This is a genomic window from Aeromonas sp. FDAARGOS 1418 (assembly GCF_019048585.1).
Lineage (GTDB): Bacteria > Pseudomonadota > Gammaproteobacteria > Enterobacterales > Aeromonadaceae > Aeromonas > Aeromonas caviae.
The window spans coordinates 4,279,065-4,301,514 of record NZ_CP077387.1 but is presented as its reverse complement, the minus strand read 5'-3'; the positions used below and the strand labels follow the sequence as shown (position 1 = coordinate 4,301,514).

Genomic DNA, 22,450 nt, shown 5'->3' with positions numbered 1-22,450 from the left:
TAAGGGGTGTAATGAATAACAACAAAGAATAAAAATATCTTCTTTATGCGATTTATGAATTTATAAAGCCAAAATCCATCTCAGCCCCGGGGCGCCCGTGATATAAAAATGGCCTTGCCGAGCCCCTGTCCCGGGGATCTCTCATGCCCCAAGGAGCAACCATGTCCCGTCTCTATCATGTCAACGCCTTCAGCCATCACCCCTTCGCAGGCAACCCCGCCGTGGTGGTGCTGGGGGAAGCGCGGCCCGACGCCGAGCTGCAGGCCATGGCAGCGGAGTTCAACCTCTCTGAGAGCGCCTTTCTGACCCAACTGGGGGAGGGGCATTACGGGTTGCGCTGGTTCACTCCGCAAGTGGAGGTGGACTTGTGCGGCCATGGCACCCTGGCGGCGGCCCATGTGCTGTGGCAGACGGGGGAGGTGTCAGGGGAGCTCCCCATCCGCTTCGCGACCCGCAGCGGCGAGCTGGTGGCCAGGCGCGAAGAGAGCTGGATCTGGCTCGATTTTCCGCGCATTGCCCTGGCGCCGCTCGTTCTAGATCCGGCCTATGCGGCTGCGGTCGGTTGCCAGCCGCTGCAAACCCTGGCGGCCGGCGCCAAGTTCTTGCTGGAGCTGGCCAGCGAGGAGGCGGTCCGCGCGCTGACCCCCGATTTTCACGCCCTGCGGGCGCTGCCGGGCCGGGGGATCATGGTGACGGCGCCGTCGAGCCGGAAGGAGGACGACTTCGTCTCCCGCTATTTCGCCCCCTGGGTCGGAGTGGACGAGGATCCGGTAACCGGCTCCAACCACTGCGCCCTGGTGCCCTTCTGGGCCGAGCGGCTCGGCAAACGGCAATTGCGGGCCCGCCAGATCTCGGCCCGGGGCGGGGATCTCAGGCTGGAATTGCAGGAGGAGCGAGTGCTGATGGCGGGCCGGGCACTGACCCTGTGGCAGGGGGAGTGGCTGCTGCCGCCGGCCTGATAAGCGGCAAGTTGGTGGCGTATTGAAGGTTCGCCACCGGTTGTGTCCGTCATAAAAAACGCCCCGCAATTGCGGGGCGTTTTGATTGCCATGGACGGCAGCGTTTTGCTGCGGCCCTGTTTCTTCGGCGCTTACTTTTGTGGACGCAAGGCCGGGAACAGGATGACGTCGCGGATGGTGTGGCTGTTGGTGAACAGCATCACCAGACGGTCGATACCGATACCCTGACCGGCGGTCGGCGGCAGACCGTGTTCCAGCGCGGTGACGAAGTCGGCGTCGTAGAACATGGCTTCGTCGTCCCCTGCGGCTTTCTGGTCAACCTGGGCCTGGAAGCGCTCGGCCTGATCTTCCGCATCGTTCAGCTCGGAGAAGCCGTTGGCCAGCTCGCGGCCGCCGATGAAGAATTCGAAGCGGTCGGTGACGTCCGGGTTCTGGTCGTTGCGACGAGCCAGCGGGGAGACGGCGGCCGGGTACTCGGTGATGAAGGTCGGTTGCAGCAGCATGTGTTCCACGGTCTCTTCGAAGATCGCGGTGATCACGTGGCCCAGCTCCCAGCTCTTCATCAGCTCGATCTTCAGACCCTTGGCGACGGCGGTGGCCTTCTCAAGAGTGGCCAGATCGTCACGGGTCACACCCGGGTTGTACTTCAGGATGGAGTCGACCATGGAGAGGCGCTGGAACGGCTGACCGAAATCGATGGTCAGGCCCTCTTCGCCCTCTTTGGCGTAACGGATCCTGGTGTCGCCCAGGATGTCCTGTGCCAGGGTGCGCAGCATCTCTTCGGTGAGATCCATCAGATCGATGTAATCGGCGTAGGCCATATAGAACTCGAGCATGGTGAACTCGGGGTTATGGCGAACGGAGATGCCTTCGTTGCGGAAGTTGCGGTTGATCTCGTAGACACGCTCGAAACCACCGACCACCAGACGCTTCAGATAGAGTTCCGGAGCGATACGCAGGTACATGTCGATGTCCAGCGCATTGTGGTGGGTGATGAAGGGACGTGCGGAGGCGCCACCCGGGATGACTTGCATCATGGGGGTTTCCACTTCCATGAAGCGCTTGTCATTCAGGAACTTGCGAATGCCGGCCACCACCTTGGTGCGGGTCACGAAGGTCTTGCGGGACTCTTCGTTGGCGATCAGGTCCAGGTAACGCTGGCGGCAGCGGGCTTCCTGGTCGGTCAGACCCTTGTGCTTCTCGGGCAGCGGGCGCAGGGCCTTGGTCAGCAGGCGGATGGTGGAGACGTGTACGGAGAGCTCACCGGCGTTGGTGCGGAACAGGGTGCCCTCGACACCGACGATGTCACCCAGATCCCACTTCTTGAACTGCTCGTTGTAGAAGCCTTCCGGCAGGTCGTCACGGGTCACGTAGATCTGGATCTTGCCAGCCATGTCCTGCAGGGTCGCGAAAGATGCCTTGCCCATGATCCGGCGGGTCATGATGCGACCGGCAATCTTCACCTGTTTACCCAGGGCGACCAGCTCGTCATTGCTCTTGTCGCCGAATTCGGCATGCAGATCGCCGGAGAGGCTGTCACGACGGAAGTCGTTGGGGAAGGGGTTGCCCTGGGCGCGCAAGGCGGCCAGCTTGGAGCGACGCTCAAGCATCTCGTTGTTCAGTTCGAGAGTCTGGTCGACTTCCGGGGTGGTGGTTTGTTCAGACATGGTGATTCCTGCTGCTCTGTTTACAGGCCTGATTTCAGGCTGGCTTCGATAAACTTGTCCAAGTCGCCGTCGAGTACCGATTGGGTATTGCGGGTTTCGACGCCGGTGCGCAGATCCTTGATACGGGAATCATCCAGTACGTAGGAGCGGATCTGGCTGCCCCAGCCGATGTCGGACTTGGTCTCTTCGAGGGCTTGCTTCTCAGCGTTCTGCTTTTGAATTTCCAGCTCGTAGAGCTTGGCCTTCAACTGCTTCATACACTGATCTTTGTTCTTGTGCTGGGAACGGTCGTTCTGGCACTGCACCACCACGCCGGTCGGCACGTGGGTGATACGCACCGCGGACTCGGTCCGGTTGACGTGCTGACCACCGGCACCGGAGGCGCGGTAGACGTCGATGCGAAGATCAGCCGGGTTGATCTCGATCTCGATGTCATCATCGATCTCGGGGTAGACGAACACGGAGCAGAACGAGGTGTGGCGACGGCCGCCGGAATCGAACGGCGACTTGCGTACCAGACGGTGCACGCCGGTCTCGGTGCGCAGCCAGCCGAAGGCATACTCGCCGGTGAACTTGATGGTGGCGGACTTGATGCCGGCCACGTCGCCCTCGGAGCATTCGATGAGCTCGGGCTTGTAGCCGTGGGCATCGCCCCAGCGCAGGTACATGCGCAGCACCATGTTGGCCCAGTCCTGGGCCTCGGTGCCACCGGAACCGGACTGGATGTCGATGTAGCAGTCGGAACCGTCGTGCTGACCGGAGAACATGCGACGGAACTCGAGATCCACCAGCTTGGCCTCCAGCTCGTCCGCTTCGACCACGGCTTCGTTGAAGGTCTCTTCGTCTTCGCCTTCGACGGCCAGGCTGACCAGCATCTCGACGTCATCGACGCCTTGGGTCAGGGTATCGATGGTGCTGACGACGTTCTCCAGGGAGACGCGCTCCTTGCCCAGCGCCTGTGCGCGCTCGGGTTCGTTCCAGACATCCGGCTGTTCCAGCTCGGCATTGACCTCTTCTAGACGCTCTTTCTTGGCGTCATAGTCAAAGGTACCCCCTAAGCAGCTCGGTCCTCTCAGACAGCTCCTTAAGCTTGTTTAATACAGGATTGACTTCAAACATCGTGAAAACTCTCGGGGTCGATGTGATTTAAAAACGGGATATTCTAGCCAATTGCAGAAGGAATAAACAGGGTTGGCTGGCCCCGCTCTTTTTCCTGCTCCAATTTTCCGCAGCATTTTTAAAATTTCCGCGTAAAATATCGTCACTCACGCCATTCTCCGCTTCAGTTTTGCGCGGATTGGCCGCTAACAACACACAGTGCCACGCACTCCCGATTGATCCTGTTCCCGACCCCCACAAGAAGAAAACACGATGAAAAACCTATCACTCAAGCAGAAGATACTGTTGTCTGTGGTCATCGCCTTGTCACTGGTGATCCTGCTGCTCTCCTGGCAGAGCTACACCAGCCAGAAGTCCATGCTGCTGCAAGGCAGTCAGGAACAGGTGCAGCGCCTCGGCAGCCAGCAGGCCGCCAGTGTCAGCGACTGGCTCGCGGCCCGTCGTGACGTCATCCAGGCCCTTGGCAACAAGGCCGGTGCCGAGCCCCTCAACGCCCTGCAACAGGCCCAGGTGTCCGGCCGTTTCCAGCTCACCTATTTCGGTGAGGGCAGCGGCAAGATGAACGACTCCGACCCCTCCATCAACCGCGATGGTTACGATCCCCGCTCCCGTGGCTGGTATCAGGAAGCCATGGCCAAGGGCGGCATGATCGTCACCAAACCCTACCTCGACGTGGCCTACAACATTCTGGTGGTGACCCTGGCCCAGCCGGCCCAGGGCGGCGTGGTGGGGGGGGATCTCTCCATCGCCTCCCTGGTGGATGACATCACCAAGATGAAGCTGCCAGCGGACGGCTTCGCCATCCTGATGCACAAGGATGGCACCGTCATCGCCTACAAGGATGCGGCCAAGGCGATGAAGCCAGCCAGCGAGATCGACAACGATTTGACCAATGCCCTGATCGATCAGAGCAAGGCGAGCAACAGTCTGGTGCCTGCTTTCTTCGACAACGAGGGGCGTGACAAGCTGCTGTGGGCGACGGACATTCCGGACACCGACTGGGAGCTGGTGCTGGTACTGGACAAGAGCACCCTGGAGGCGCCGCTCTCCTCCCTGCTGATGACCCAGCTCGGCCTGGCCCTGCTGGTGCTGGTGGGCAGCATTCTCGCCATCTCCTGGCTGGTCAGCCTGCTGCTCGGTCCCCTCACCAAGGTGTCCCAGGCCCTGGCCCGCATCGCCGACGGTAACGGCGATCTGACCCAGCGCATCAAGATCGACGCCAATGACGAAGTGGGCCAGCTCGCCGGCAGCTTCAACCGCTTCGTGGGCAGCCAGCATCAGCTCATCGCCAACATCCGTCAGCTTGCCAACGAGCTGAACGCCGATGCCGAACGCAGTCTGGTGACCAACCAGGCCGCGGTGGAAGAGCTGCAACGCCAGCAACAGGAGGTGACCATGGTCGCCACCGCCGTCACCGAGATGGCGAGTGCCACTATGGAGATCGCGGGCAACGCCGAGAACACCGCTGCCGCCGCCCAGCAATCCGCCCAGAGCAGTGAACAGGGCAAGATCCTGGTGAACCAGACTCGCCAGTCCATCAACAACCTGGCCGAGGAAGTGGGGCAGGCGACCGGCGTCATCGGTGAGCTGAGCCGTCACGCCCAGGCCATCTCCGGCATCCTCTCCACCATCCAGGGCATCGCCGAGCAGACCAACCTGCTGGCGCTGAACGCGGCCATTGAAGCGGCCCGTGCCGGCGAACAGGGTCGCGGTTTCGCCGTGGTGGCGGACGAGGTGCGGGTGCTGTCGCGCCGTACCCAGGATTCCACCCAGGAGATCCAGTCCACCATCGAAACCCTGCAACAGACCACGGCCCGCGCGGTGAGCCTGATGCAGACCAGCCAGGGGCTGGCGGACAACAGCGTGAAGGATGCCGACGCTGCCGCTGCGGCTCTGGAGGAGATCACCCAGGCCGTCAGCCTCATCTCCGACATGGCGGGCCAGATCGCCACCGCCGCCGAGGAGCAGACCCAGGTGACCGGTGAAATCACCCAGAACACTACCGCCATCAAGGATGTGAGCGACGAGATCACCGCTTCCGCCATGCGCGACCTGGATCAGGCGCACAACCTCAAGGGGCGTGCCACCAACCTGAACCAGCAGGTGTCGACCTTTATTTTGTAAGGAAGGTCAGGCCGCAATCTGAACCAGCAGGTGTCGACCATCCTCCTGTAAGTTCTGACACGCGGCGATCAAGGCCGCCATGACAAAGCCCCGCACTCTGCCGAGTGCGGGGCTTTTTGTTTAGATGTTTCCCAGCGGGCACCCATGAAGGATGGGATTCAGTGCTGCTGGCGAGCAGAAATGACAGAGCCCACCGCAAGGTGGGCCCTGTCATACGGGGCCTGCGCCCGGGATCACAGGAAGGGCAGGGCCAGGAACAGCTTGATCACCACGGCGTTGATGATGTCGATGAAGAAGGCACCGACCATGGGCACCACCAGGAAGGCCAGGTGGGAGGGGCCAAAGCGCTGGGTGATGGCTTGCATGTTGGCAATGGCCGTGGGGGTGGCGCCGAGGCCGAAGCCGCAGTGACCCGCCGCCAGCACGGCTGCATCATAGTTGCGCCCCATGACCCGGAAGGTGACGAAGATGGCGTAGAGCGCCATTGCCACCGTCTGCACGGCCAGCAGGATGAAGATGGGCAGGGCCAGGCTTGCCAGCTCCCACAGCTTGAGGCTCATCAGCGCCATGGCGAGGAAGAGCGACAGGCTGACGTTGCCGAGCAGGGAGACCTCGCGGTCGCTCACTTCGTGCCAGTTGAGCAGGGTGAGCAGGTTGCGCAGCAGCACGCCGACAAAGAGCACGCAGACGAAGATCGGCAATTCGAAGACGCCGCCCTTGAGGTAGAGGGCCAGCATTTCGCCCCCTTTCAGGCTGATGGCGATGAGTGCGAGAGTCTCGATCAGGCTGAAGGTGGTGAGCGGGCGCTCCATGTCCGGCATTTCGAAGCCCTGGGGGGCGCCGTCACGGTTGTGCTCCTCACCGGGCACCTGCACCTTCTTCACCAGATAACGGGCGACCGGGCCGCCGATGAGGCCCCCCAGCACCAGGCCGAAGGTGGCACAGGCAATCGCCAGCTCGGCGGCGGATTGCACGCCGTACTTCTCGGTGAAGATGGAGCCCCAGGCAGCCCCGGTGCCGTGGCCGCCGGAGAGGGTGATGGAGCCGGCCAGCAGCCCCATGTGGGGATCCAGCCCCAGCAGGGTGGCCAGACCCACCCCCAGGCTGTTTTGCACCAGCAGCAGGCCGGTGACCACCAGCAGGAAGGTGGCCACCGCCTTGCCGCCGCGCTTGAGGCTGCCCAGATCGGCGGAGAGGCCGATGGAGGCGAAGAAGGTCAGCATCAGGGCCGTCTGCAGGCTGGTATCAAATTGCAGTTCGATCTGCAGGGTGGAACGCAGCACCAGCAGCACCAGGGCCACCACCAGGCCACCGGCCACGGGTTTGGGGATGTTGAAAGTGCGCAGGGGTCCTATCTTGTTGACCAGCAGGCGGCCAAGCAGCAGCACCAGGGTCGCGGCGACCAGGGTGGCGTAGGCATCAAGTTGTAGCATTCAGTGCTCCCATGTTGATCGGCTGTGTCTTTGGCGAGAAAGACTCACGGATCCAGCCGGGATGAAACAGAGTGGCGAACGCGCCAGTGACAGAGGGGCCGCAGCCCCGTCCCTCTGCAAAAGAGGGGGTCGACACGAGCCCGTGTTCGTCGGGTGTCCAGATGAGATTTGTGAAAAACCCGCCGGATACTAGCAAAAAACACCAAGTACATCCACATATGTCACATTAATGATTAAAACATGGTGTTAACATGGCATTTAAAACTGCCTCGCCGAGTGTGCTCCGGATCGCAACAATGCTGCTGCGGCTGTCATTTGCAGCGGCACTCTTTATAATTCGCCCGGTTCCGCCCCCACGGGAGGACACAGACCCTCAAGAGGTCTGCTGATGACCGATATTGAGCCCGCACCATCTGAAGGACGGGGGCTGTATCGGTTGAGCCCTGTTTGATTTGCCGGTTTCCAGTCCAGAGAGAGGAGAGGGTGTGAAGAAGTCCATCTACATTGCCTACACAGGCGGCACCATAGGGATGCAGCGTTCCGACCACGGTTATGTACCGATGGCGGGCTTCATGGAGGACTGTCTGGCACGGATGCCCGAGTTCCATCGACCGGAAATGCCCGATTACCATATCCACGAATATGCCCCCCTCATCGACTCTTCCGACATGACGCCGGCAGACTGGCAGCGCATCGCCGAGGATATCAAGGGCAACTACGACAAGTACGACGGTTTCGTCATTCTGCACGGCACCGACACCATGTCGTTCACCGCGTCTGCGCTCTCCTTCATGCTCGAAGATCTGCACAAGCCGGTCATCATCACCGGCTCCCAGATCCCCCTGGCCGAGCTGCGCTCGGACGGTCAGCAGAACCTGCTCAACGCCCTCTATATCGCGGCCAACTACCCGATCCACGAGGTGACGCTCTTCTTCAACAACCAGCTCTATCGCGGCAACCGCAGCAAGAAGGTGCATGCCGACGGCTTCCACGCCTTCGACTCGCCCAACTACCCGCCCCTGCTCAATGCCGGTATCGCCATCTCCCTGGAGGCAGGTGAGCTGGGAGTGCCGTGCGATCGCCCCCTGGTGCTGCACGACATCACCCCCCAGCCCATCGGGGTGGTGACCCTCTACCCGGGGATCTCGGCTGAGGTGATAGCGAACATCCTGCAACAGCCGGTGCGTGCGCTGATCCTGCTCTCCTTCGGGGTGGGCAATGCGCCCCAGAACCCGGCCATGCTGGCGCTGCTCTCAGAGGCATCTGCCCGGGGCGTCATCATCGTCAACCTGAGCCAGTGCCTGCACGGCAAGGTCAACATGGGGGGCTATGCCACCGGCAACGCCCTCTCCCGTGCGGGAGTCATCTCGGGCTTTGACATGACCGCCGAGGCGGCGCTCACCAAGCTGCACTTCCTGCTGAGCCAGGATCTGCCGGCGCCGCGCATCCGCGAGCTGATGCAGCAGTCCCTGCGGGGTGAACTGACCCCCTGACTTTCCCTCCCACCCTAACCCTCTCCCAGCGGGAGAGGGGATAGATCGAGGTGGCGAGGTTTGCCATGAAGATCGCCGGCAGGTGGCCCGCTGATTGCTCGCAGGTGCGTGCCAGCTCCCTTCTCCCCTGGTGGGAGAAGGGCCGGGGATGAGGGGGAAAAAAGAGGGGAGCCATAATGGCTCCCCTCTTTCATTTCGTTACCGCGATAGGTGACGTGCGGCCTGCCTCAGTGGCTAAGGTCGACCCGTACTATCTCTTCCTCATCGCGATACTGGCGCTTGAGCTCGCTCTTGCTCTTCATCACGATCTCGCCGTCACGGCCGATGTTCATGTGCTCGGGGTTCTCAAGGTGCATCGCCTGCCAGGCCATCACGGCCTGCAGGGAAGTGGCCTTCTGCTCCTCGGTGAGGGGCTTGCCATCCGGCCATTTGCCGAGCTCGACCGCAGTCTTGAGCCGCTCGTACACCTCTTTGGGCATCTGCGCTATCGCTTGTTGAAACGTCACTTGCTGAGACGACATCCGGCCTCTCCTTGAAAATTGAGCCATGAACGCGGGTTCAGGCGGGCAGATCCTGTCGGACTATGCCGGTAGATCCTGGCGGACTACGCCAGCCATCTGCTCCATCACCCGTACTACCTGACAACTGTACCCGAACTCGTTGTCATACCACACGTAGAGCACGCAGTGATCCCCCTCGGCGATGGTGGCCTGGGAGTCGACGATGCCCGCAAAACGGGAGCCCACCATGTCGGAGGAGACCAGCTCGGTGCTGGCGCTGAAGTCGATCTGGCGATGCAGGGCCGAGCTCAGCGCCATCTGCTGCAGATAGGCGTTGAGGCTCTCCCGATCGGTGGTCTGTTCCAGCGACAGGTTGATGATGGCCAGGGACACGTTGGGTGTGGGCACCCGGATGGCGTTGCCGGTCAACTTGCCCTTGAGCTCCGGCAGCGCCTTGGCCACCGCCTTGGCGGCACCGGTGCTGGTCATCACCATGTTGAGGGCTGCGCTGCGACCGCGGCGCTCGCCTTTGTGATAGTTGTCGATGAGGTTCTGATCGTTGGTATAGGAGTGGACCGTCTCCACGTGGCCGTGGCGGATGCCGTACTTGTCCTGCATCACCTTGAGCACCGGGGTGATGGCGTTGGTGGTGCAAGAGGCGGCGGAGACTATCTTGTCATCCGGGCCTATCACCTCGTGGTTGACCCCGAACACCACGTTCTTCATCTCCCCCTTGCCGGGGGCGGTCAGCAGCACCCGGGCGGCGCCGCGGGCCTTGAGGTGCTCGGACAGCCCCGCCTCGTCACGCCAGACGCCGGTGTTGTCAACGATCAGCGCATTGTCGATGCCGTAGGCGGTGTAGTCGATGTCGGCCGGGCTGTTCGCATAGATCACCTGGATGAAGGTGCCGTTGGCGATGATGGCACTGCGTTCTGCATCCACCTCGATGGAGCCGTTGAAGGGGCCGTGCACCGAATCGCGGCGCAGCAGGCTGGCACGCTTCTCCAGATCCCCGTCGCGACCGCCGCGCACCACGATGGCGCGCAGGCGCAGGGAGTTGGCGGCGCCGGTGCGCTCGATGAGCAGACGGGCCAGCAGGCGGCCGATGCGGCCGAAGCCGTAGAGCACCACGTCGGTCGGGGCGGGCACGGCACTGCGGTTCAGGGCCGGTGCCAGCTTGGCGCGCAGATAGTCCTCGATGCCGGCTTCATCCTGGTGATCCTGCCAGTAGCCCACGGCCAGTTTGCCGAGATCGACTTCGGCGGCGGTGGGGTTCAGGGCGACGATGGCGCGCAGGAGAGGGAAGCTTTGCTGGATGGGCAGCGGGGTGCCCTGGTGGCGGCGAACGACCCGGTGGGCCTTGAGGATATCGATGGTGGAGGCGTTTTGCAGCGGGCGTCCGTAGAGGGTGATCTCTATCCCTTGCTGTCGGTAGAGGCGACCTATCAAGGGTTGCATGGCTTCGGCGAGCTCCTGGCTCTCCTGCCACGCCTGCAAGTAGTGCTCGTGGGTCATTAACCAGATCCTTTTATTTCACGTTGTTGAAGCAAGTTGCCTGGGCAAATTGAAATTCGTCGAAGGCAGATCAGTGTAGGGCTGATGGTTTCGTTATATTATTCTGCAATCGCGGCCTTATACGGCGCGCGCATTGTAATGGATATGTAGCCTGTTTGCTAGTTGGCGGTGGCCGGTGCGGGTTGCGATTGTTATCAACCAGATGTGAACCATGACCCTATTCTCACAGCGTCCGTTACTGCTTTCCCTCGCTTGTTGCCTGACGTTGACGGCCTGCGACGACGACAGGATCCACAACATCTGCTCCCAATATCCCGCCCTGTGCGCGGACCTGGTGGACGACGGCTGGTGTCGCTATGAGCGCAGCGACGTCATTCGCGGTCGTTACTATCTCCAGGAAGAGGGGACGGACAGGCGCAAGTACGATCTGATGCGCGGCCTGGAGCGTTATCTGCAGTGCGCCGAGCACTCCACCAACATCGAGTACAAGCGGGCCAGGGAGCAGAAGAGCCCCAGAGTGGAAGGGATGCTGGCCGCCGGCCGTCAACTGGAGCAACTGGATGCGCAGACCCGGGGTTCCCAGGATCCCTACCTGCTGCTCTGGCACTGGACCAACAACACCAGTCCCGAGGCCCGCGCCAGCTTCCTCGCGCAGGAGGGGACGCCGAGCCTCGAGGAGCCCGAGCTGCAACTGGCGCTCGGCGGCATTTATGCCAAGAGCGAGCCCGAGAAGGCCATCAGGCTGATGCACCATGCGCTCTCCCTCTATCGGGAGGGGGACAAGGTCAACAGCCGGATCCTCACCGCCCTCAGCACCCTCTACATGGGGCAGAAGCGATTTGATCAGGCCTATCTGTGGGGCAAGGTGAGCGAGTCATTCCAGGAGAGCCCCGAGGTCTCCGCCACCCGGCTCGGCATTTACCATGCCATCGGCAAGGAGGAGCAGGAGACGCTGGACGACCAGGCGGCCACCATCGTCGACGCACTCAGGCAGGGGAGCTACCGCACACCATGAATCCGACCCTGTCAGAAGCCCGGGAGTGGGCCCATCCCTTCGATATCCGTCTCGTCCACGGCCAGATCCGCGGCGAGGACAGGGTGCTTGAACGGGCCACGGTGAGGGCCGTGGTGATGCGTGGTGATCGACTGCTGCTGGTGCACTCCCGCGTCAACGGGGATCTCATGTTCCCCGGTGGCGGCATCGAGCACGGGGAGGCGCACGATGCGGCCCTGGCCCGGGAGCTGCGGGAAGAGTGTGGCGCCGAGCTGGTGGCCGTGGGCCCCCTGCTGGGAGAGACCCGGGAGTATCGTGCCGCGCGCGAGCCGGATTACGATGCCTACTGCATTCGATCGTCCTATTACCTCTGCCGGGTCGGGGAGGACTGGAGTGCACCGCGCCCCCAGCCCTACGAGATCCGCCTCGGCTTCACGCCGGGCTGGTTCCCCCTGGCCGAGGCACTGCAAACCAACAAGACCCAGCTGGCGGGTCCCTGTCCCCAGTGGACGGCGCGAGAGACCCGGGTGCTGGCAGAGTTGCACCGCTGGCAAGCGTCCGGCTTGCTGACCTGACAAGGCCGCTTGCCCCATAAAAAAACCGCCTGTCGGCGGTTTTTTTATGGCTGTCCCCGGCGTCAGGGGAGACAGACCGGGCAGAAGGCGTAGGTGCCCTGGGGATCGTTGAAGCGGGTCAGCGGGTCCAGAGTGCGGTTCATCTCCAGCAGCGTCTTGCCAAGCCCGGCGGGCAGCCAGCTTTGCAGGTGCGGGGCCAGGATGCGGGCACTGCTGTCAAACAGCTCGCGCAGGAACTTGTCCCTGGCCGACTCTTCCGGTGCGATGGGGGTGACCTGCCAACTCTTGAGGTTGGCGAGATCGGCGGCCGCCTTGAGGGCGTCATCCAGATTGCCGAACTCGTCCACCAGCCCCAGTGCCTTGGCATCCTGCCCGGTCCAGACCCGGCCTTCGGCGGCTTTTTCCGCCTCTTCCGGGCTAAGGCCGCGGCCCTTGCCCACCAGGCCGACAAAGCGCTGATAGGTGTCTTCCACGCTCAGTTGAATGGCTTCACCCACGTGATCCGGCAGGGCACGGGTCAGCCCGACCCCCACGAAGTCGGTGGTGCCGACGCCGTCGGTGTGTACCCCGTACTGGGAGAGCGCCTTGTCGATGGTGGCGAACATGCCGAACACCCCGATGGAACCGGTGAGGGTGGTGGGGGAGGCGAAGATCTTGTCCGCATCGGCGGAGATCCAGTAGCCACCGGAGGCGGCGTAGCTGCCCATGGAGATGACCACCGGCTTGCCCGCCTGTTTCAGGGCCAGCAATTCGGCGCGGATCTGCTCGGCCGCAAAGGCGCTGCCGCCGGGGCTGTCCACTCGCAGCACCACGGCTTTCACCTGATCGTCACGGCGGGCCTCGGCCAGCAGATCGGCAAGGCTGTCGCCGCCGATGGTGCCGGCAGGCTGGACGCCATCCATGATGGCGCCGCTGGCAGTGATGAGGCCTACCTCATCCTTGCCGCTCTGGGGGTACTGCTCCGGGATGGCGGCCAGATACTCTTTCAGGCCCACGCCCTTCCAGCCGTGATCATCGGCCTCGCCCACTTCCTTGATCACCGCCTGGGTCATTTCGTCGCGGGTGGCGAGCTGATCCACCAGACCGTTGTCGAGGGCGTAGCTGGCCGCATTGCCACCGGCCTTGCGCAGCAGTTCGAGGAAGTGATCCTTGTTCGGTGCGACGGCATCCGGTTCGATCTCCCGCTGCTCCGCCACGTCGGCCACATAGGATTGCCACAGCTGATCCAGCCAGCGCTGGTTCGCCTCCTTGCTCTCGGGGGACATCTCGTCCCGGGTGTAGGGCTCGACGAAGGACTTGTAGGTGCCGACCTTGAAGACGTGTGGGGTGATGTTGAGCTTCTCCAGTGCCGACTTGAAGTAGGTCTGGTAGACACCCAGCCCCTCGATCAGCACGGCACCACTCTGGTTGAGCAGCACGTGGTCGGCGTGGGCGGCGAGCAGATAGGCCCCCTGGCTGTAGTAGTCCGCCATGGCGATGACCGGCTTGCCGCTCTCCTTGAAGGCGTCGATGGCGGCCGTCACCTCCTGCAGTTTGGAGAGGCTGGCCCCTTGCAGACCCTGGGGCTTGATCACCAGCGCCTTGATGCGATCGTCATTCCCCGCGCTCTTGATGGCCCACAGCAGATCGGAGAGGACGATTTCGCTTGGCTGCTCGTCCCCCTTGTCCATCTGCCTGAGCAGTTGCACCGTGGGATCGGTCTGGGTGCGCTGTTCTACCAGCACACCGGAGAGATTGAGGGTGAGCGCCCCCTCGATGGGGGTGCTTGGGGTCTCGCTCTGGCTGACGCTGAAGACGATGACCAGCACGACGAGAAGAAACAGCAGGTTGACCAGCATCAAGCGGGTAAAGTTGAGCAGGCGCCAGAGGCTGCGAAAGAGCCATCCCAGACCTTTGAAAATAGACATAGCTGCGTTGTCGCCCTGTTAATGGGTTGAGAGCAGCCATTATTAACCAGTTGCGCAGCCAATTGCCATTTCCCCTTGAGTCGACTGCCCCCCGCCACTTCGGAACACGGCTGTTCGCTGAAAAAATGTCCAAACATTTGTTTGAAAAAGAGTTTTCGATTCTTTACTCTAGCTCCAGTTTGATAACAAAAAATTAACTGAAAGGCCCGATGAGCCGGCCCCACCTCCACCTACCCCTTCTTTTTACTGCCCGTCACCCGAGGCAGCCAGGAAGGCTGGAGCATGACCCCGTGCACATCGACCTCGACAAGGAGTGCATCATGAGCCGTTATCCCACGCTGCTGACCCCCCTCGATCTGGGTTTTACCCAGTTGCGCAACCGCGTACTGATGGGGTCCATGCACACCGGCCTCGAGGAGGAAAAGGGGGGCTTTGACAAGCTGGCCGCCTTCTATGGTGAGCGGGCCCGTGGCGGGGTCGGTCTCATCGTGACCGGCGGCATCGCCCCCAATTTGCGGGGGCGGCTGGTGCCCCACGGCTCCCAGCTGAGCTTTCCCTGGCAGGTAGCCAAACACCGCAAGGTGACCGAGGCAGTGCACCGGGAAGGGGGCAAGATAGCGCTGCAGATCCTTCATGCGGGCCGCTACGCCTACCATCCGTTCAGCCTGGCGCCGAGCGCCCTCAAGGCTCCCATCTCCCCGTTCAAGCCGCGGACCATGAGCGAGCGGCAGATCCGCGGCACCATTCGCGACTTCGCCGCCACTGCGGCGCTGGCCAAGGCGGCCGGTTATGACGGGGTCGAGGTGATGGGCTCGGAAGGCTATCTCATCAACCAGTTCATCTGCGAGCGCACCAACAAGCGCACCGATGGCTGGGGCGGCAGCAGCGAAAACCGCATGCGCTTCCCGGTGGAGATTGTCCGCGCCATCCGTGAGCGGGTGGGCACGGATTTCATCATCATCTTCCGCCTCTCCATGCTGGATCTGGTGGAGCAGGGCTCCTCCCTTGAGGAAGTGATCGCCCTTGGCCGGGCACTGGAGCAGGTGGGGGTGACCCTCATCAACACCGGTATCGGCTGGCACGAGGCGCGCATTCCCACCATCGCCACCAGCGTGCCGCGCGGTGCCTTCAGCTGGGTGACCGCCGAGCTGAAAAAGCACCTCAAGGTGCCCCTCATCACCACCAACCGCATCAACACCCCTGAGGTGGCGGAGCGCATCCTGGCGGGGGGGGAGGCGGACATGGTCTCCATGGCGCGACCCTTCCTGGCGGACCCCGAATTCGTCATCAAGGCGGCTGAAGACAGGGCGGACGAGATCAACACCTGCATCGCCTGCAACCAGGCCTGCCTCGACCACGTGTTCAAGCAAAAGCGTGCCTCCTGCCTGGTCAATCCCCGTGCCTGCTTCGAGACCGAGTTGACGTTTGGCCGGGTGCCCCAGCCCAAGAAGCTGGCGGTGGTGGGGGCGGGTCCTGCCGGGCTGGCGTTTGCCTGCTATGCCGCCGAGCGGGGCCATCAGGTGAGCCTGTTCGATCAGGCGAGCGAAATCGGCGGCCAGTTCAACTTTGCCAAGCAGATCCCGGGCAAGGAGGAGTTTCACGAGACCCTGCGCTACTTCGCCAAACGGCTGGAGAAATGTGGCGTCGAGCTCTATCTGGGCCAGCGCCAGAGTGCCGAGAGCCTGCTGGGCGGCGGTTTTGACGAGGTGATCCTCGCCACCGGCATCCGCCCGCGCACTCCCAACATTCCGGGCATCGAGCATGCCAAGGTGATGAGCTACCTCGATGTCTTGCGGGATCACAAGCCGGTGGGCGAGAAGGTGGCGGTGATCGGCGCCGGCGGCATCGGCTTTGACGTGGCCGAATACCTGGTGGAGAAGAGAGGAGCGCCGGATGCTGAAAGCCATCGCGATCACTGGCTCAAGGAGTGGGGCATCGACAAGCAGCTCGGCGAGCGCGGCGGCCTGACTACCCCCGAAATCGATGCCCCCGAGCGCCAGATCTGGTTGCTCCAGCGCAAGGAGAGCAAGGTGGGCGACGGCCTTGGCAAGACCACCGGCTGGATCCATCGCACCGTGCTCAAGAATCGCAAGGTGCAGATGCTCTCCGGCGTCCAGTACCTGCGTATCGACGATGCCGGGCTTCACATCCAGGTGGGCGACCAGCAGCAGTGCCTGCCGGTGGATCAGGTGATCATCTGTGCCGGACAGGAGCCCCTCAAGGAGTTGCAGGCCGGTCTGCAGGCCGCTGGCAAGCCTGTGCACATCATCGGCGGTGCCGACGTGGCCGCCGAGCTGGATGCCAAACGCGCCATCCGGCAAGGGGCGGAGCTGGCTGCCGTCATCTAGCCTCCCGGCCCTTTCGTATCCTGACAAACCCCTGAACCTCAGGGGTTTTCTTCATCCGGTGCTGTGCTAAGGTAGCGCCATCATCGCCTTTGACAAGGAACTGCCCCATGGATGCCCTCCATCTGTTACTCAATCGCCACTCCTGTGGTCGTCTGGCCGAGCCTGCCCCGAGTGGCGAAGTGCTCGACAATATCCTCAAGGCCGGGCTGCGGGCGCCGGATCACGGCACTCTGACCCCCTGGCAGTTCATCCTGTTTGAAGGGGAGGGGCGTGAGCGTCTGGGGACATTGCTGGCCGATGCCGCCCATGCCCGTGGCGAGGATGCGGACAGTGTCGAGAAGTGCCGCGCCGCGCCACTGCGTGCTCCCCTGGTGATCGCGGTGGCGACCCGTTATCAGGCGCACCCCAAGGTACCGAAACTGGAGCAGGAGCTCTCTGCCGGTTGTGCCCTGATGGCGATGCAGATGGCGGCCCAGGCCCAGGGCTTCAACGGCATCTGGCGCTCCGGCTGGTTCATCTTCGACGAGCAGATCCATGGTGCACTGGGGCTGGCACCGGAGGATCAACTGGTGGGCTTCCTCTACCTTGGCACCCCCATGCTGGAGGCCCGAAAGCTGCGCGAGTTGCCCATTCAGGACTTCGTGCGCAGCTTCTGAAGCACAGAACGCCAAAAGCCCTGATTATTCAGGGCTTTTTTGTTTTCTGACAAAGCCCTCAGGCTGTACTGATAAATGCGCACTTGCCAAGAGGGGAGAAGGGGGTTGGCCGGACATTTTTTGAATTGTGAGAGATTCTTCTCACTCCTGGTTTATTACGCTATGTAAAACGTTTGCGCCACGTTATTATCCCACTGCCAGTTTAGAAGGTGACCCCTTCTAATTTTCTGCGATGAGAGTCGCAATTCCGTAGCACCTTTTTAGAGCCCAACGTCTTGATGACATTGGGCTTCATTTTTTGCGGGATCGGCACGTCAGCGTTCTTTCTCCTCTGCCTCTTCTCTACCTCACCCGGCCTCTTTTCGGCGATCTTTTGCACAGTCATTGATGTGGCCTCGATTGGAATCAGGATCAGGGTCAAATATCCTGCATTTGCAGGTGAAATCCGGCCCGGGATCCGCCAGCATCGGCAGAGACAAGAGAGCCAGAGGCTTCCCTTTGACGTCGACTGCCCGCACCTTTGCCATCCGGAGGCCATATGTGGTTCAACCGCAAGCTTGAAAAAGAGAATCAACAGCTCAGGGAGGCGATGCTTCTCAAAGAGCAGCAGCACCAGAGCGAGCTGGCCGAATTGCGTGCCACCATCGGTGAATACGAGCACATGCAGCGCACCAGCCGGGAGCGTGGCGATCTCTTCAATCAGGTGATCTCCTGCCAGAACCAGGGAGGCGAGATGCTGCAGAGCGTGCGGGAAGCGCTGGCTGGCAGTGCCGAGCACCTGATGGCGGAAAAGGGAGCGCTCTGCGAGCTGGATCAGCTCTTTGCCCAGACCCGGGGCGCCATCACCCGTCTTTCCAATCGTGCCCATGCCATCACGGATGAGGCGGCTCGCAGCCTCGCAGCCGTCCATCAGCTCGATGCCAGCACATCCGCCATCAACCAGTTCGTGACCGCCATCCAGGGCATTTCGGATCAGACCAACCTGCTGGCACTCAATGCGGCCATCGAGGCGGCCAGGGCCGGTGAAGCTGGTCGAGGATTCGCCGTGGTCGCCGATGAGGTGCGTCAGCTGGCGAGCAAGGCTCATGAAGCCAGCAGCCAGATCGAGGTGCTGGTCAGGCAGATAGTGGCACAGGCGCAGGAGATCAAGTCCATCATCGATGACAACCAGGCCAGTGCCGCCGAGGTGGCGACCTCCTCCTCCCAGATCGATGTGGTGGTGACCCAGGTGCTGGCACAATCAGGCCGGATGCAGCAGGTGATCCACAGTGCGGCCTCCACCTCCTTCCTCAATACCACCAAGCTGGATCACGCCGTCTGGAAGAACACCATCTATCGGCTCATCGATCAGCAGCATTTTCACGAGCCGGTGAGCGACCACGCTCAGTGTAGGCTGGGCAAATGGTATTTAGAGGGGCAGGGTGCCGAGCTCTTCGCCCACAAGCCGGGCTTTCGTGAACTGGACGGGCCCCACAAGCGGGTCCACGAGAGCGGCAAGGCCGCCCTGCACGCGCGCGAGCAGGGCGATATCAAAGGGATGGTCGAGCAGCTCAAGACCATGGAAAACGCCAGCATGCAGGTGGTGCACTGTATCGACCGCTTGCTGGAAAGCGCCTGAGCGAGCCTCGGGCCTTCCGCTCAACTTTTGACTGGCAGCAGCCGTGCCGGGTTGCCTGCCACCCTGGCACCGGCCGGTACATCTCTGGTCACGACCGAGCCCGCACCCACGACAGCTTCCCGCCCTATGGTGACGCCGGGAAGCAGGATGGCGCCGCCGCCAATCCAGACCCTGTCTTCGATGGTGACCGGCAGCGCCGTCTCAACCCCCTGAATACGCTCATCGGCGTCCAGCGCATGGGCGGCGGTGTAGATCTGCACGTTCGGCCCAATCATCACCTCGGCACCGATGTGAATGGGGGCATTGTCCAGCAGGGTGGCCCCCATGTTGATGTAGCTACCCTTGCCAAGGTGGATGTGGCGGCCATAGGTGCAGTAGAGGGGCGGGCAGATGAAGGCACCCTGTGCCAGCTCGCCGACGATCTGCTGCAGCAGCGCCAGCTGTTCATCCTCCTCGTCGCTGCGATTGAAGCGGCGGTACAGGCGGGCCGTCTCCCGGCGCAACAGATCCAGCTCTGGCGCCATGCAGTTGTAGGGCTGGCTGGCGATCATCTTCTCGTATTCGGTCATGACTGGGCCTCGATGGGGTGGAGGAAGAGAGGATAAGCCATCGGGGGGCAGAGAAGCGTGAGGCTCTCCCCAGAGTGGGCAGAAGGAGAATGGGCGTCCGGAAACGACAAGGGCACCCTGGGGTGCCCTTGTCGTTCAGCGACCTAAGTGTTGCCGCTGTGGCCTGTTGCTTGTCAGCCGAGTGTGCGGCTGATGGGTTGGCAACTGCCGTGGCTTGTTGTTTATCAGCCGAGTGTGCGGCTGATGGGTTGGCAGCCACCGTGGCTTGTTGTTTATCAGCCGAGTTTGCGGCTGATGGGTTGGCAACTGCCGTGGCTTGTTGCTTATCAGCCGAGTTTACGGCCGATGGGTTGGCAACTGCCGTGGCTTGTTGTTTATCAGCCGAGTGTGCGGCTGATGGGTTGGCAACTGCCGTGGCTTGTTGTTTATCAGCCGAGTGTGCGGCTGATGGGTTGGCAACTGCCGTGGCTTGTTGTTTATCAGCCCAGTTTGCGGCCGGAGAGGCGGCACCACTCCTCTTTCACGGCGGTCGGGTCCATCTCGAACCACTGGCCATAGATGGTCTCCAGCTCTGGCGCCTGGCTTTCCAGCACGCCGGAGAGGGCCATCAGGCTGCCCGCCTTGCCGTGGCCGGCGATAAGCGGCGCCAGTTCCCGCAGCGGGCCGGCCAGGATGTTGGCGACCACCACGTCCGCTTCGACGTCTTGAGGCTGATCCGCCGGCAGGTAGAGTTCGATCTGGTCGGCAACGCCATTTCGCTCGGCGTTGTCACGGCTGGCCTGGATGGCCTGAGGATCGATGTCGATGCCGATGACCCGGGCGGCCCCCAGTTTCAGGGCGGCGATGCCGAGGATGCCTGAGCCGCAACCAAAGTCGACCACGGTTTTGCCGGCCAGATCCAGCCCGTCCAGCCACTGCAGGCAGAGTGCCGTGGTGGGGTGGGTACCGGTGCCAAAGGCCAGGCCCGGGTCCAGCATGACGTTGACCGCATCGGGGTTCGGCACGTCGCGCCAGCTCGGGCAGATCCAGAGCCGCTCGCCGAACTGCATGGGGTGGAAGTGATCCATCCACTCGCGCACCCAGTCCTTGTCTTCCAGCAGCTCCACCTTGTAGCCCACGTCTTCACCGAAGATCTGCTGGAAGAAGGCGATGGTGGGAGCCGGATCGGTTTCGGCGTCGAACAGTCCCATTACTTCGGTCTCGCCCCAGAGCGGGGTTTCACCGGGCATGGGCTCATAGACGGGCACATCCTTGGCATCCATAAAGGTCACCGCCTGGGCCCCACGCCCCAGCAGCATGTTGCTCACCTTGTCTGCGGTCTTGGCAGTGGCGTTGATTCGAATTTGTATCCAGGGCATGGCGTCGGCTCTTCATAAATGTGAAACCGCGGGATTCTATCATCATGGGCCCGTGCTGTCGTGGTTTGACCATGGCCTCATGGGGAAGGGAGGTAACTCTGCCAAGTTGGCACGGTTAATGTATTCCTTCATGGGTGACGGGAAGCAACTTGTTCCCGCTGAATGCTTTGCTCTATGAAGTTCCGTCATCTTTTTTCAGCCACCTTCGGGTGGCTTTTTTTATGCCGGTGCGCTGAAAAGCGGTTAATTGGGAGGGAAAAGCAGAGATTGGCACGCTATCTGCAAAGTTACAGATGTCCTGCATAAGGATATGTGTGTGATTGTTACCCCAACGTTCAGGTTTTTAGGGCCATCCCGACGGGATGGCCTCTTTTTTATGGTTTTTTCGGGGGAGATGCCCCGTCAGGGACAAAGGTCACCTGCGGGGCTGTGCACTCTTGGGGCTTGTCACTGGTGATTTCACCCCATGATGGTGCATTTATTTACCTACAAGGGAATAGGCTGGACGGTAAGGCCCGCTTGGGCTGTGCCTCAGCGATGGAAGCCGCTCATGTCGATCACCAGCTTGCCCACCATGCGACCCGCTTCCAGCTCGGCATGAGCCCGGGCCAGGGTGAGGGGCGTCAGTTCGGGCACCACCTTGCTGAGGGTGGTCTTGAGCACCCCTTCATCGATCAGGGCCGCGACCCGGCCGAGCAGGTTGTGCTGCTCGATCATGTCCGGGGTCTGGAACAGGGAGCGGGTAAACATGAACTCCTGGCTGAAGGTGACGCTCTTTGGTTTGAGCAGACCCAGATCCCAGGGTTCACTGGACTCGGCGATGGTGCAGATGTGACCAAACGGACGGATGAGGCTGGCCATGGTGTTCCAGTGCTGCTCGGTGGCGTTGGTGCAGAAGATGGCATCCACCTCGCTGATGCCGAGTGCCTTGAGCTCCGCCTGCAGATGGTGATGGCTCACCACCTGGTGGGCTCCCATGTCCAGGCACCATTCCCGGGTTTCTGGGCGCGACGCGGTGGCGATCACCTCCATGCCGGTGAGCTGGCGGGCGAGCTGGATGGCGATGGAACCGACCCCGCCGGCGCCCCCGATGATCAGCAGTCGCCCGGTGCTTTCTCGGGTAAGGCTCATGCGCTCGAACAGGGTTTCCCAGGCGGTGATGGCGGTGAGCGGCAGGGCGGCGGCTTCCAGATCGGTCAGGGTGACTGGGGCGATGGCGGCAATGCGCTCATCCACCAGTTGCAGGGCGCTGTTGCTGCCCGGGCGGCTGATGTCGCCGGCATACCAGACCCTGTCACCGGCCTTGAACAGGGTGACGTCGCTACCGACGGCGATCACTTCGCCCACGGCGTCCCAGCCCAGCACGCGGGGGCTGTTTTCGACCTTGTCCTTGGGGGCGCGTACCTTGGTGTCGACCGGATTGATGGAGGTGGCGTTGACCCGTACCAGCAGATCCCGCGGGCCCGGTGTCGGATCGGGCAGATCGCTCTCGATGAAGCAGTGGGGGTGGTTGCTTGGCAGATAGTGAGTCAGGGCGATGGCTTTCATGGCTTTTCCTTTCAAATAGCAGTGTTCGGGATTGCCACTCACTCTAGTCTGGATGATTATCAAGATT

17 protein-coding genes are annotated in these 22,450 nt (G+C 62.1%); 8 read left to right on the top strand and 9 right to left on the bottom strand.

Annotated features, from left to right (window positions below):
• The first annotated feature begins 161 nt into the window (after nucleotides 1–161).
• The gene (locus I6L48_RS20105) at nucleotides 162–959 is read left to right on the top strand and encodes a PhzF family phenazine biosynthesis protein (protein ID WP_216987639.1); all 798 of its coding nucleotides are present in this window, start codon (nucleotides 162–164) and stop codon (nucleotides 957–959) included.
• 131 nt (nucleotides 960–1,090) lie between these two features.
• Here I6L48_RS20105 and lysS read toward each other — a convergent pair whose 3' ends face one another.
• Together lysS and prfB are read right to left on the bottom strand one after the other, a co-directional pair.
• A complete protein-coding gene (lysS, locus tag I6L48_RS20100; protein WP_223302609.1) occupies nucleotides 1,091–2,569 on the bottom strand; it encodes a lysine--tRNA ligase in 1,479 nt (492 codons plus the stop codon).
• A 77-nt stretch (nucleotides 2,570–2,646) separates the two neighbouring features.
• Nucleotides 2,647–3,745 (bottom strand): peptide chain release factor 2 gene (prfB, locus tag I6L48_RS20095; RefSeq protein ID WP_102948437.1). Its coding sequence is split into 2 segments (ribosomal slippage): nucleotides 2,647–3,669 and nucleotides 3,671–3,745, totalling 1,098 coding nucleotides; the frame shifts between segments, so codons are not numbered across the junction.
• Between the two features lie 252 nt (nucleotides 3,746–3,997).
• Here prfB and I6L48_RS20090 point away from each other — a divergent pair.
• Complete coding sequence (locus I6L48_RS20090) at nucleotides 3,998–5,869, top strand: methyl-accepting chemotaxis protein (RefSeq protein ID WP_039040322.1); 1,872 nt, start codon at nucleotides 3,998–4,000, stop codon at nucleotides 5,867–5,869.
• Nucleotides 5,870–6,102: 233 nt separating this feature from the next.
• Here the strand turns inward: I6L48_RS20090 and gltS are convergent, their stop codons facing one another.
• Nucleotides 6,103–7,302 (bottom strand): sodium/glutamate symporter, encoded by a 1,200-nt coding sequence (gene gltS / locus I6L48_RS20085; RefSeq protein ID WP_039040321.1) that lies wholly within the window; start codon nucleotides 7,300–7,302, stop codon nucleotides 6,103–6,105.
• A 485-nt stretch (nucleotides 7,303–7,787) separates the two neighbouring features.
• Between gltS and ansA the strand changes: the two genes are divergently transcribed.
• Nucleotides 7,788–8,795, top strand: a complete 1,008-nt coding sequence (gene ansA / locus I6L48_RS20080; RefSeq protein ID WP_010675424.1) for an asparaginase — start codon at nucleotides 7,788–7,790, stop codon at nucleotides 8,793–8,795.
• A gap of 227 nt (nucleotides 8,796–9,022) precedes the next feature.
• On the opposite strand, the gene I6L48_RS20075 is transcribed toward ansA, so the two are convergent.
• Together I6L48_RS20075 and I6L48_RS20070 are read right to left on the bottom strand one after the other, a co-directional pair.
• Nucleotides 9,023–9,316 carry a YeaC family protein gene (locus I6L48_RS20075; protein ID WP_010675423.1) on the bottom strand — a complete coding sequence of 98 codons (294 nt, stop codon included), beginning with the start codon at nucleotides 9,314–9,316 and terminating at the stop codon, nucleotides 9,023–9,025.
• 60 nt (nucleotides 9,317–9,376) lie between these two features.
• Nucleotides 9,377–10,810 carry a glyceraldehyde-3-phosphate dehydrogenase gene (locus I6L48_RS20070; RefSeq protein ID WP_161469833.1) on the bottom strand — a complete coding sequence of 478 codons (1,434 nt, stop codon included), beginning with the start codon at nucleotides 10,808–10,810 and terminating at the stop codon, nucleotides 9,377–9,379.
• Between the two features lie 211 nt (nucleotides 10,811–11,021).
• Here I6L48_RS20070 and I6L48_RS20065 point away from each other — a divergent pair, with 211 nt between their 5' ends.
• Together I6L48_RS20065 and I6L48_RS20060 are read left to right on the top strand one after the other, a co-directional pair.
• Nucleotides 11,022–11,825: a DUF2989 domain-containing protein gene (locus tag I6L48_RS20065; protein ID WP_042014444.1), complete on the top strand. Its 804-nt coding sequence runs from the start codon at nucleotides 11,022–11,024 to the stop codon at nucleotides 11,823–11,825.
• On the top strand, nucleotides 11,822–12,379 hold the full coding sequence (locus I6L48_RS20060) for an NUDIX domain-containing protein (RefSeq protein ID WP_048207040.1): 558 nt from the start codon (nucleotides 11,822–11,824) through the stop codon (nucleotides 12,377–12,379). Before I6L48_RS20065 ends, I6L48_RS20060 begins: the two co-directional genes overlap by 4 nt.
• 62 nt (nucleotides 12,380–12,441) lie before the next feature.
• On the opposite strand, the gene sppA is transcribed toward I6L48_RS20060, so the two are convergent.
• Entirely contained in the window at nucleotides 12,442–14,286 is a 1,845-nt protein-coding gene (sppA, locus tag I6L48_RS20055; RefSeq protein WP_161469835.1) for a signal peptide peptidase SppA, read from the bottom strand.
• Nucleotides 14,287–14,606: 320 nt separating this feature from the next.
• On the opposite strand from sppA, the gene I6L48_RS20050 reads away from it, so the two are divergent.
• The 3 genes from I6L48_RS20050 to I6L48_RS20920 all read left to right on the top strand — a co-directional run bounded on the left by I6L48_RS20050 (nucleotide 14,607) and on the right by I6L48_RS20920 (nucleotide 18,908).
• The gene (locus I6L48_RS20050) at nucleotides 14,607–16,634 is read left to right on the top strand and encodes an NADPH-dependent 2,4-dienoyl-CoA reductase (protein ID WP_161469836.1); all 2,028 of its coding nucleotides are present in this window, start codon (nucleotides 14,607–14,609) and stop codon (nucleotides 16,632–16,634) included.
• 107 nt (nucleotides 16,635–16,741) lie between these two features.
• Complete coding sequence (locus tag I6L48_RS20045; protein WP_010675416.1) at nucleotides 16,742–17,290, top strand: NAD(P)H nitroreductase; 549 nt, start codon at nucleotides 16,742–16,744, stop codon at nucleotides 17,288–17,290.
• 538 nt (nucleotides 17,291–17,828) lie between these two features.
• Complete coding sequence (locus tag I6L48_RS20920) at nucleotides 17,829–18,908, top strand: methyl-accepting chemotaxis protein (protein WP_210600879.1); 1,080 nt, start codon at nucleotides 17,829–17,831, stop codon at nucleotides 18,906–18,908.
• Nucleotides 18,909–18,928: 20 nt separating this feature from the next.
• Here I6L48_RS20920 and I6L48_RS20035 read toward each other — a convergent pair whose 3' ends face one another.
• The 3 genes from I6L48_RS20035 to I6L48_RS20025 all read right to left on the bottom strand — a co-directional run bounded on the left by I6L48_RS20035 (nucleotide 18,929) and on the right by I6L48_RS20025 (nucleotide 22,383).
• Complete coding sequence (locus I6L48_RS20035) at nucleotides 18,929–19,477, bottom strand: sugar O-acetyltransferase (protein ID WP_161469838.1); 549 nt, start codon at nucleotides 19,475–19,477, stop codon at nucleotides 18,929–18,931.
• Nucleotides 19,478–19,956: 479 nt separating this feature from the next.
• On the bottom strand, nucleotides 19,957–20,835 hold the full coding sequence (gene prmA, locus I6L48_RS20030; protein WP_128273909.1) for a 50S ribosomal protein L11 methyltransferase: 879 nt from the start codon (nucleotides 20,833–20,835) through the stop codon (nucleotides 19,957–19,959).
• Between the two features lie 531 nt (nucleotides 20,836–21,366).
• Nucleotides 21,367–22,383, bottom strand: a complete 1,017-nt coding sequence (locus I6L48_RS20025) for a zinc-binding alcohol dehydrogenase family protein (protein ID WP_161469840.1) — start codon at nucleotides 22,381–22,383, stop codon at nucleotides 21,367–21,369.
• Between the last annotated feature and the right edge of the window lie 67 nt (nucleotides 22,384–22,450).

Bases quoted from the DNA above. Each gene is read 5' to 3' on its own strand.
- sppA (WP_161469835.1), bottom strand. From the start codon at position 14,286: ATGTCTATTTTCAAAGGTCTGGGATGGCTCTTTCGCAGCCTCTGGCGC.
- I6L48_RS20075 (WP_010675423.1), bottom strand. From the start codon at position 9,316: ATGTCGTCTCAGCAAGTGACGTTTCAACAAGCGATAGCGCAGATGCCC.
- I6L48_RS20060 (WP_048207040.1), top strand. From the start codon at position 11,822: ATGAATCCGACCCTGTCAGAAGCCCGGGAGTGGGCCCATCCCTTCGAT.
- I6L48_RS20045 (WP_010675416.1), top strand. From the start codon at position 16,742: ATGGATGCCCTCCATCTGTTACTCAATCGCCACTCCTGTGGTCGTCTG.
- I6L48_RS20920 (WP_210600879.1), top strand. From the start codon at position 17,829: ATGTGGTTCAACCGCAAGCTTGAAAAAGAGAATCAACAGCTCAGGGAG.
- I6L48_RS20065 (WP_042014444.1), top strand. From the start codon at position 11,022: ATGACCCTATTCTCACAGCGTCCGTTACTGCTTTCCCTCGCTTGTTGC.
- I6L48_RS20035 (WP_161469838.1), bottom strand. From the start codon at position 19,477: ATGACCGAATACGAGAAGATGATCGCCAGCCAGCCCTACAACTGCATG.
- I6L48_RS20070 (WP_161469833.1), bottom strand. From the start codon at position 10,810: ATGACCCACGAGCACTACTTGCAGGCGTGGCAGGAGAGCCAGGAGCTC.
- gltS (WP_039040321.1), bottom strand. From the start codon at position 7,302: ATGCTACAACTTGATGCCTACGCCACCCTGGTCGCCGCGACCCTGGTG.
- I6L48_RS20025 (WP_161469840.1), bottom strand. From the start codon at position 22,383: ATGAAAGCCATCGCCCTGACTCACTATCTGCCAAGCAACCACCCCCAC.
- prmA (WP_128273909.1), bottom strand. From the start codon at position 20,835: ATGCCCTGGATACAAATTCGAATCAACGCCACTGCCAAGACCGCAGAC.
- I6L48_RS20105 (WP_216987639.1), top strand. From the start codon at position 162: ATGTCCCGTCTCTATCATGTCAACGCCTTCAGCCATCACCCCTTCGCA.
- I6L48_RS20050 (WP_161469836.1), top strand. From the start codon at position 14,607: ATGAGCCGTTATCCCACGCTGCTGACCCCCCTCGATCTGGGTTTTACC.
- I6L48_RS20090 (WP_039040322.1), top strand. From the start codon at position 3,998: ATGAAAAACCTATCACTCAAGCAGAAGATACTGTTGTCTGTGGTCATC.
- lysS (WP_223302609.1), bottom strand. From the start codon at position 2,569: ATGCTTGAGCGTCGCTCCAAGCTGGCCGCCTTGCGCGCCCAGGGCAAC.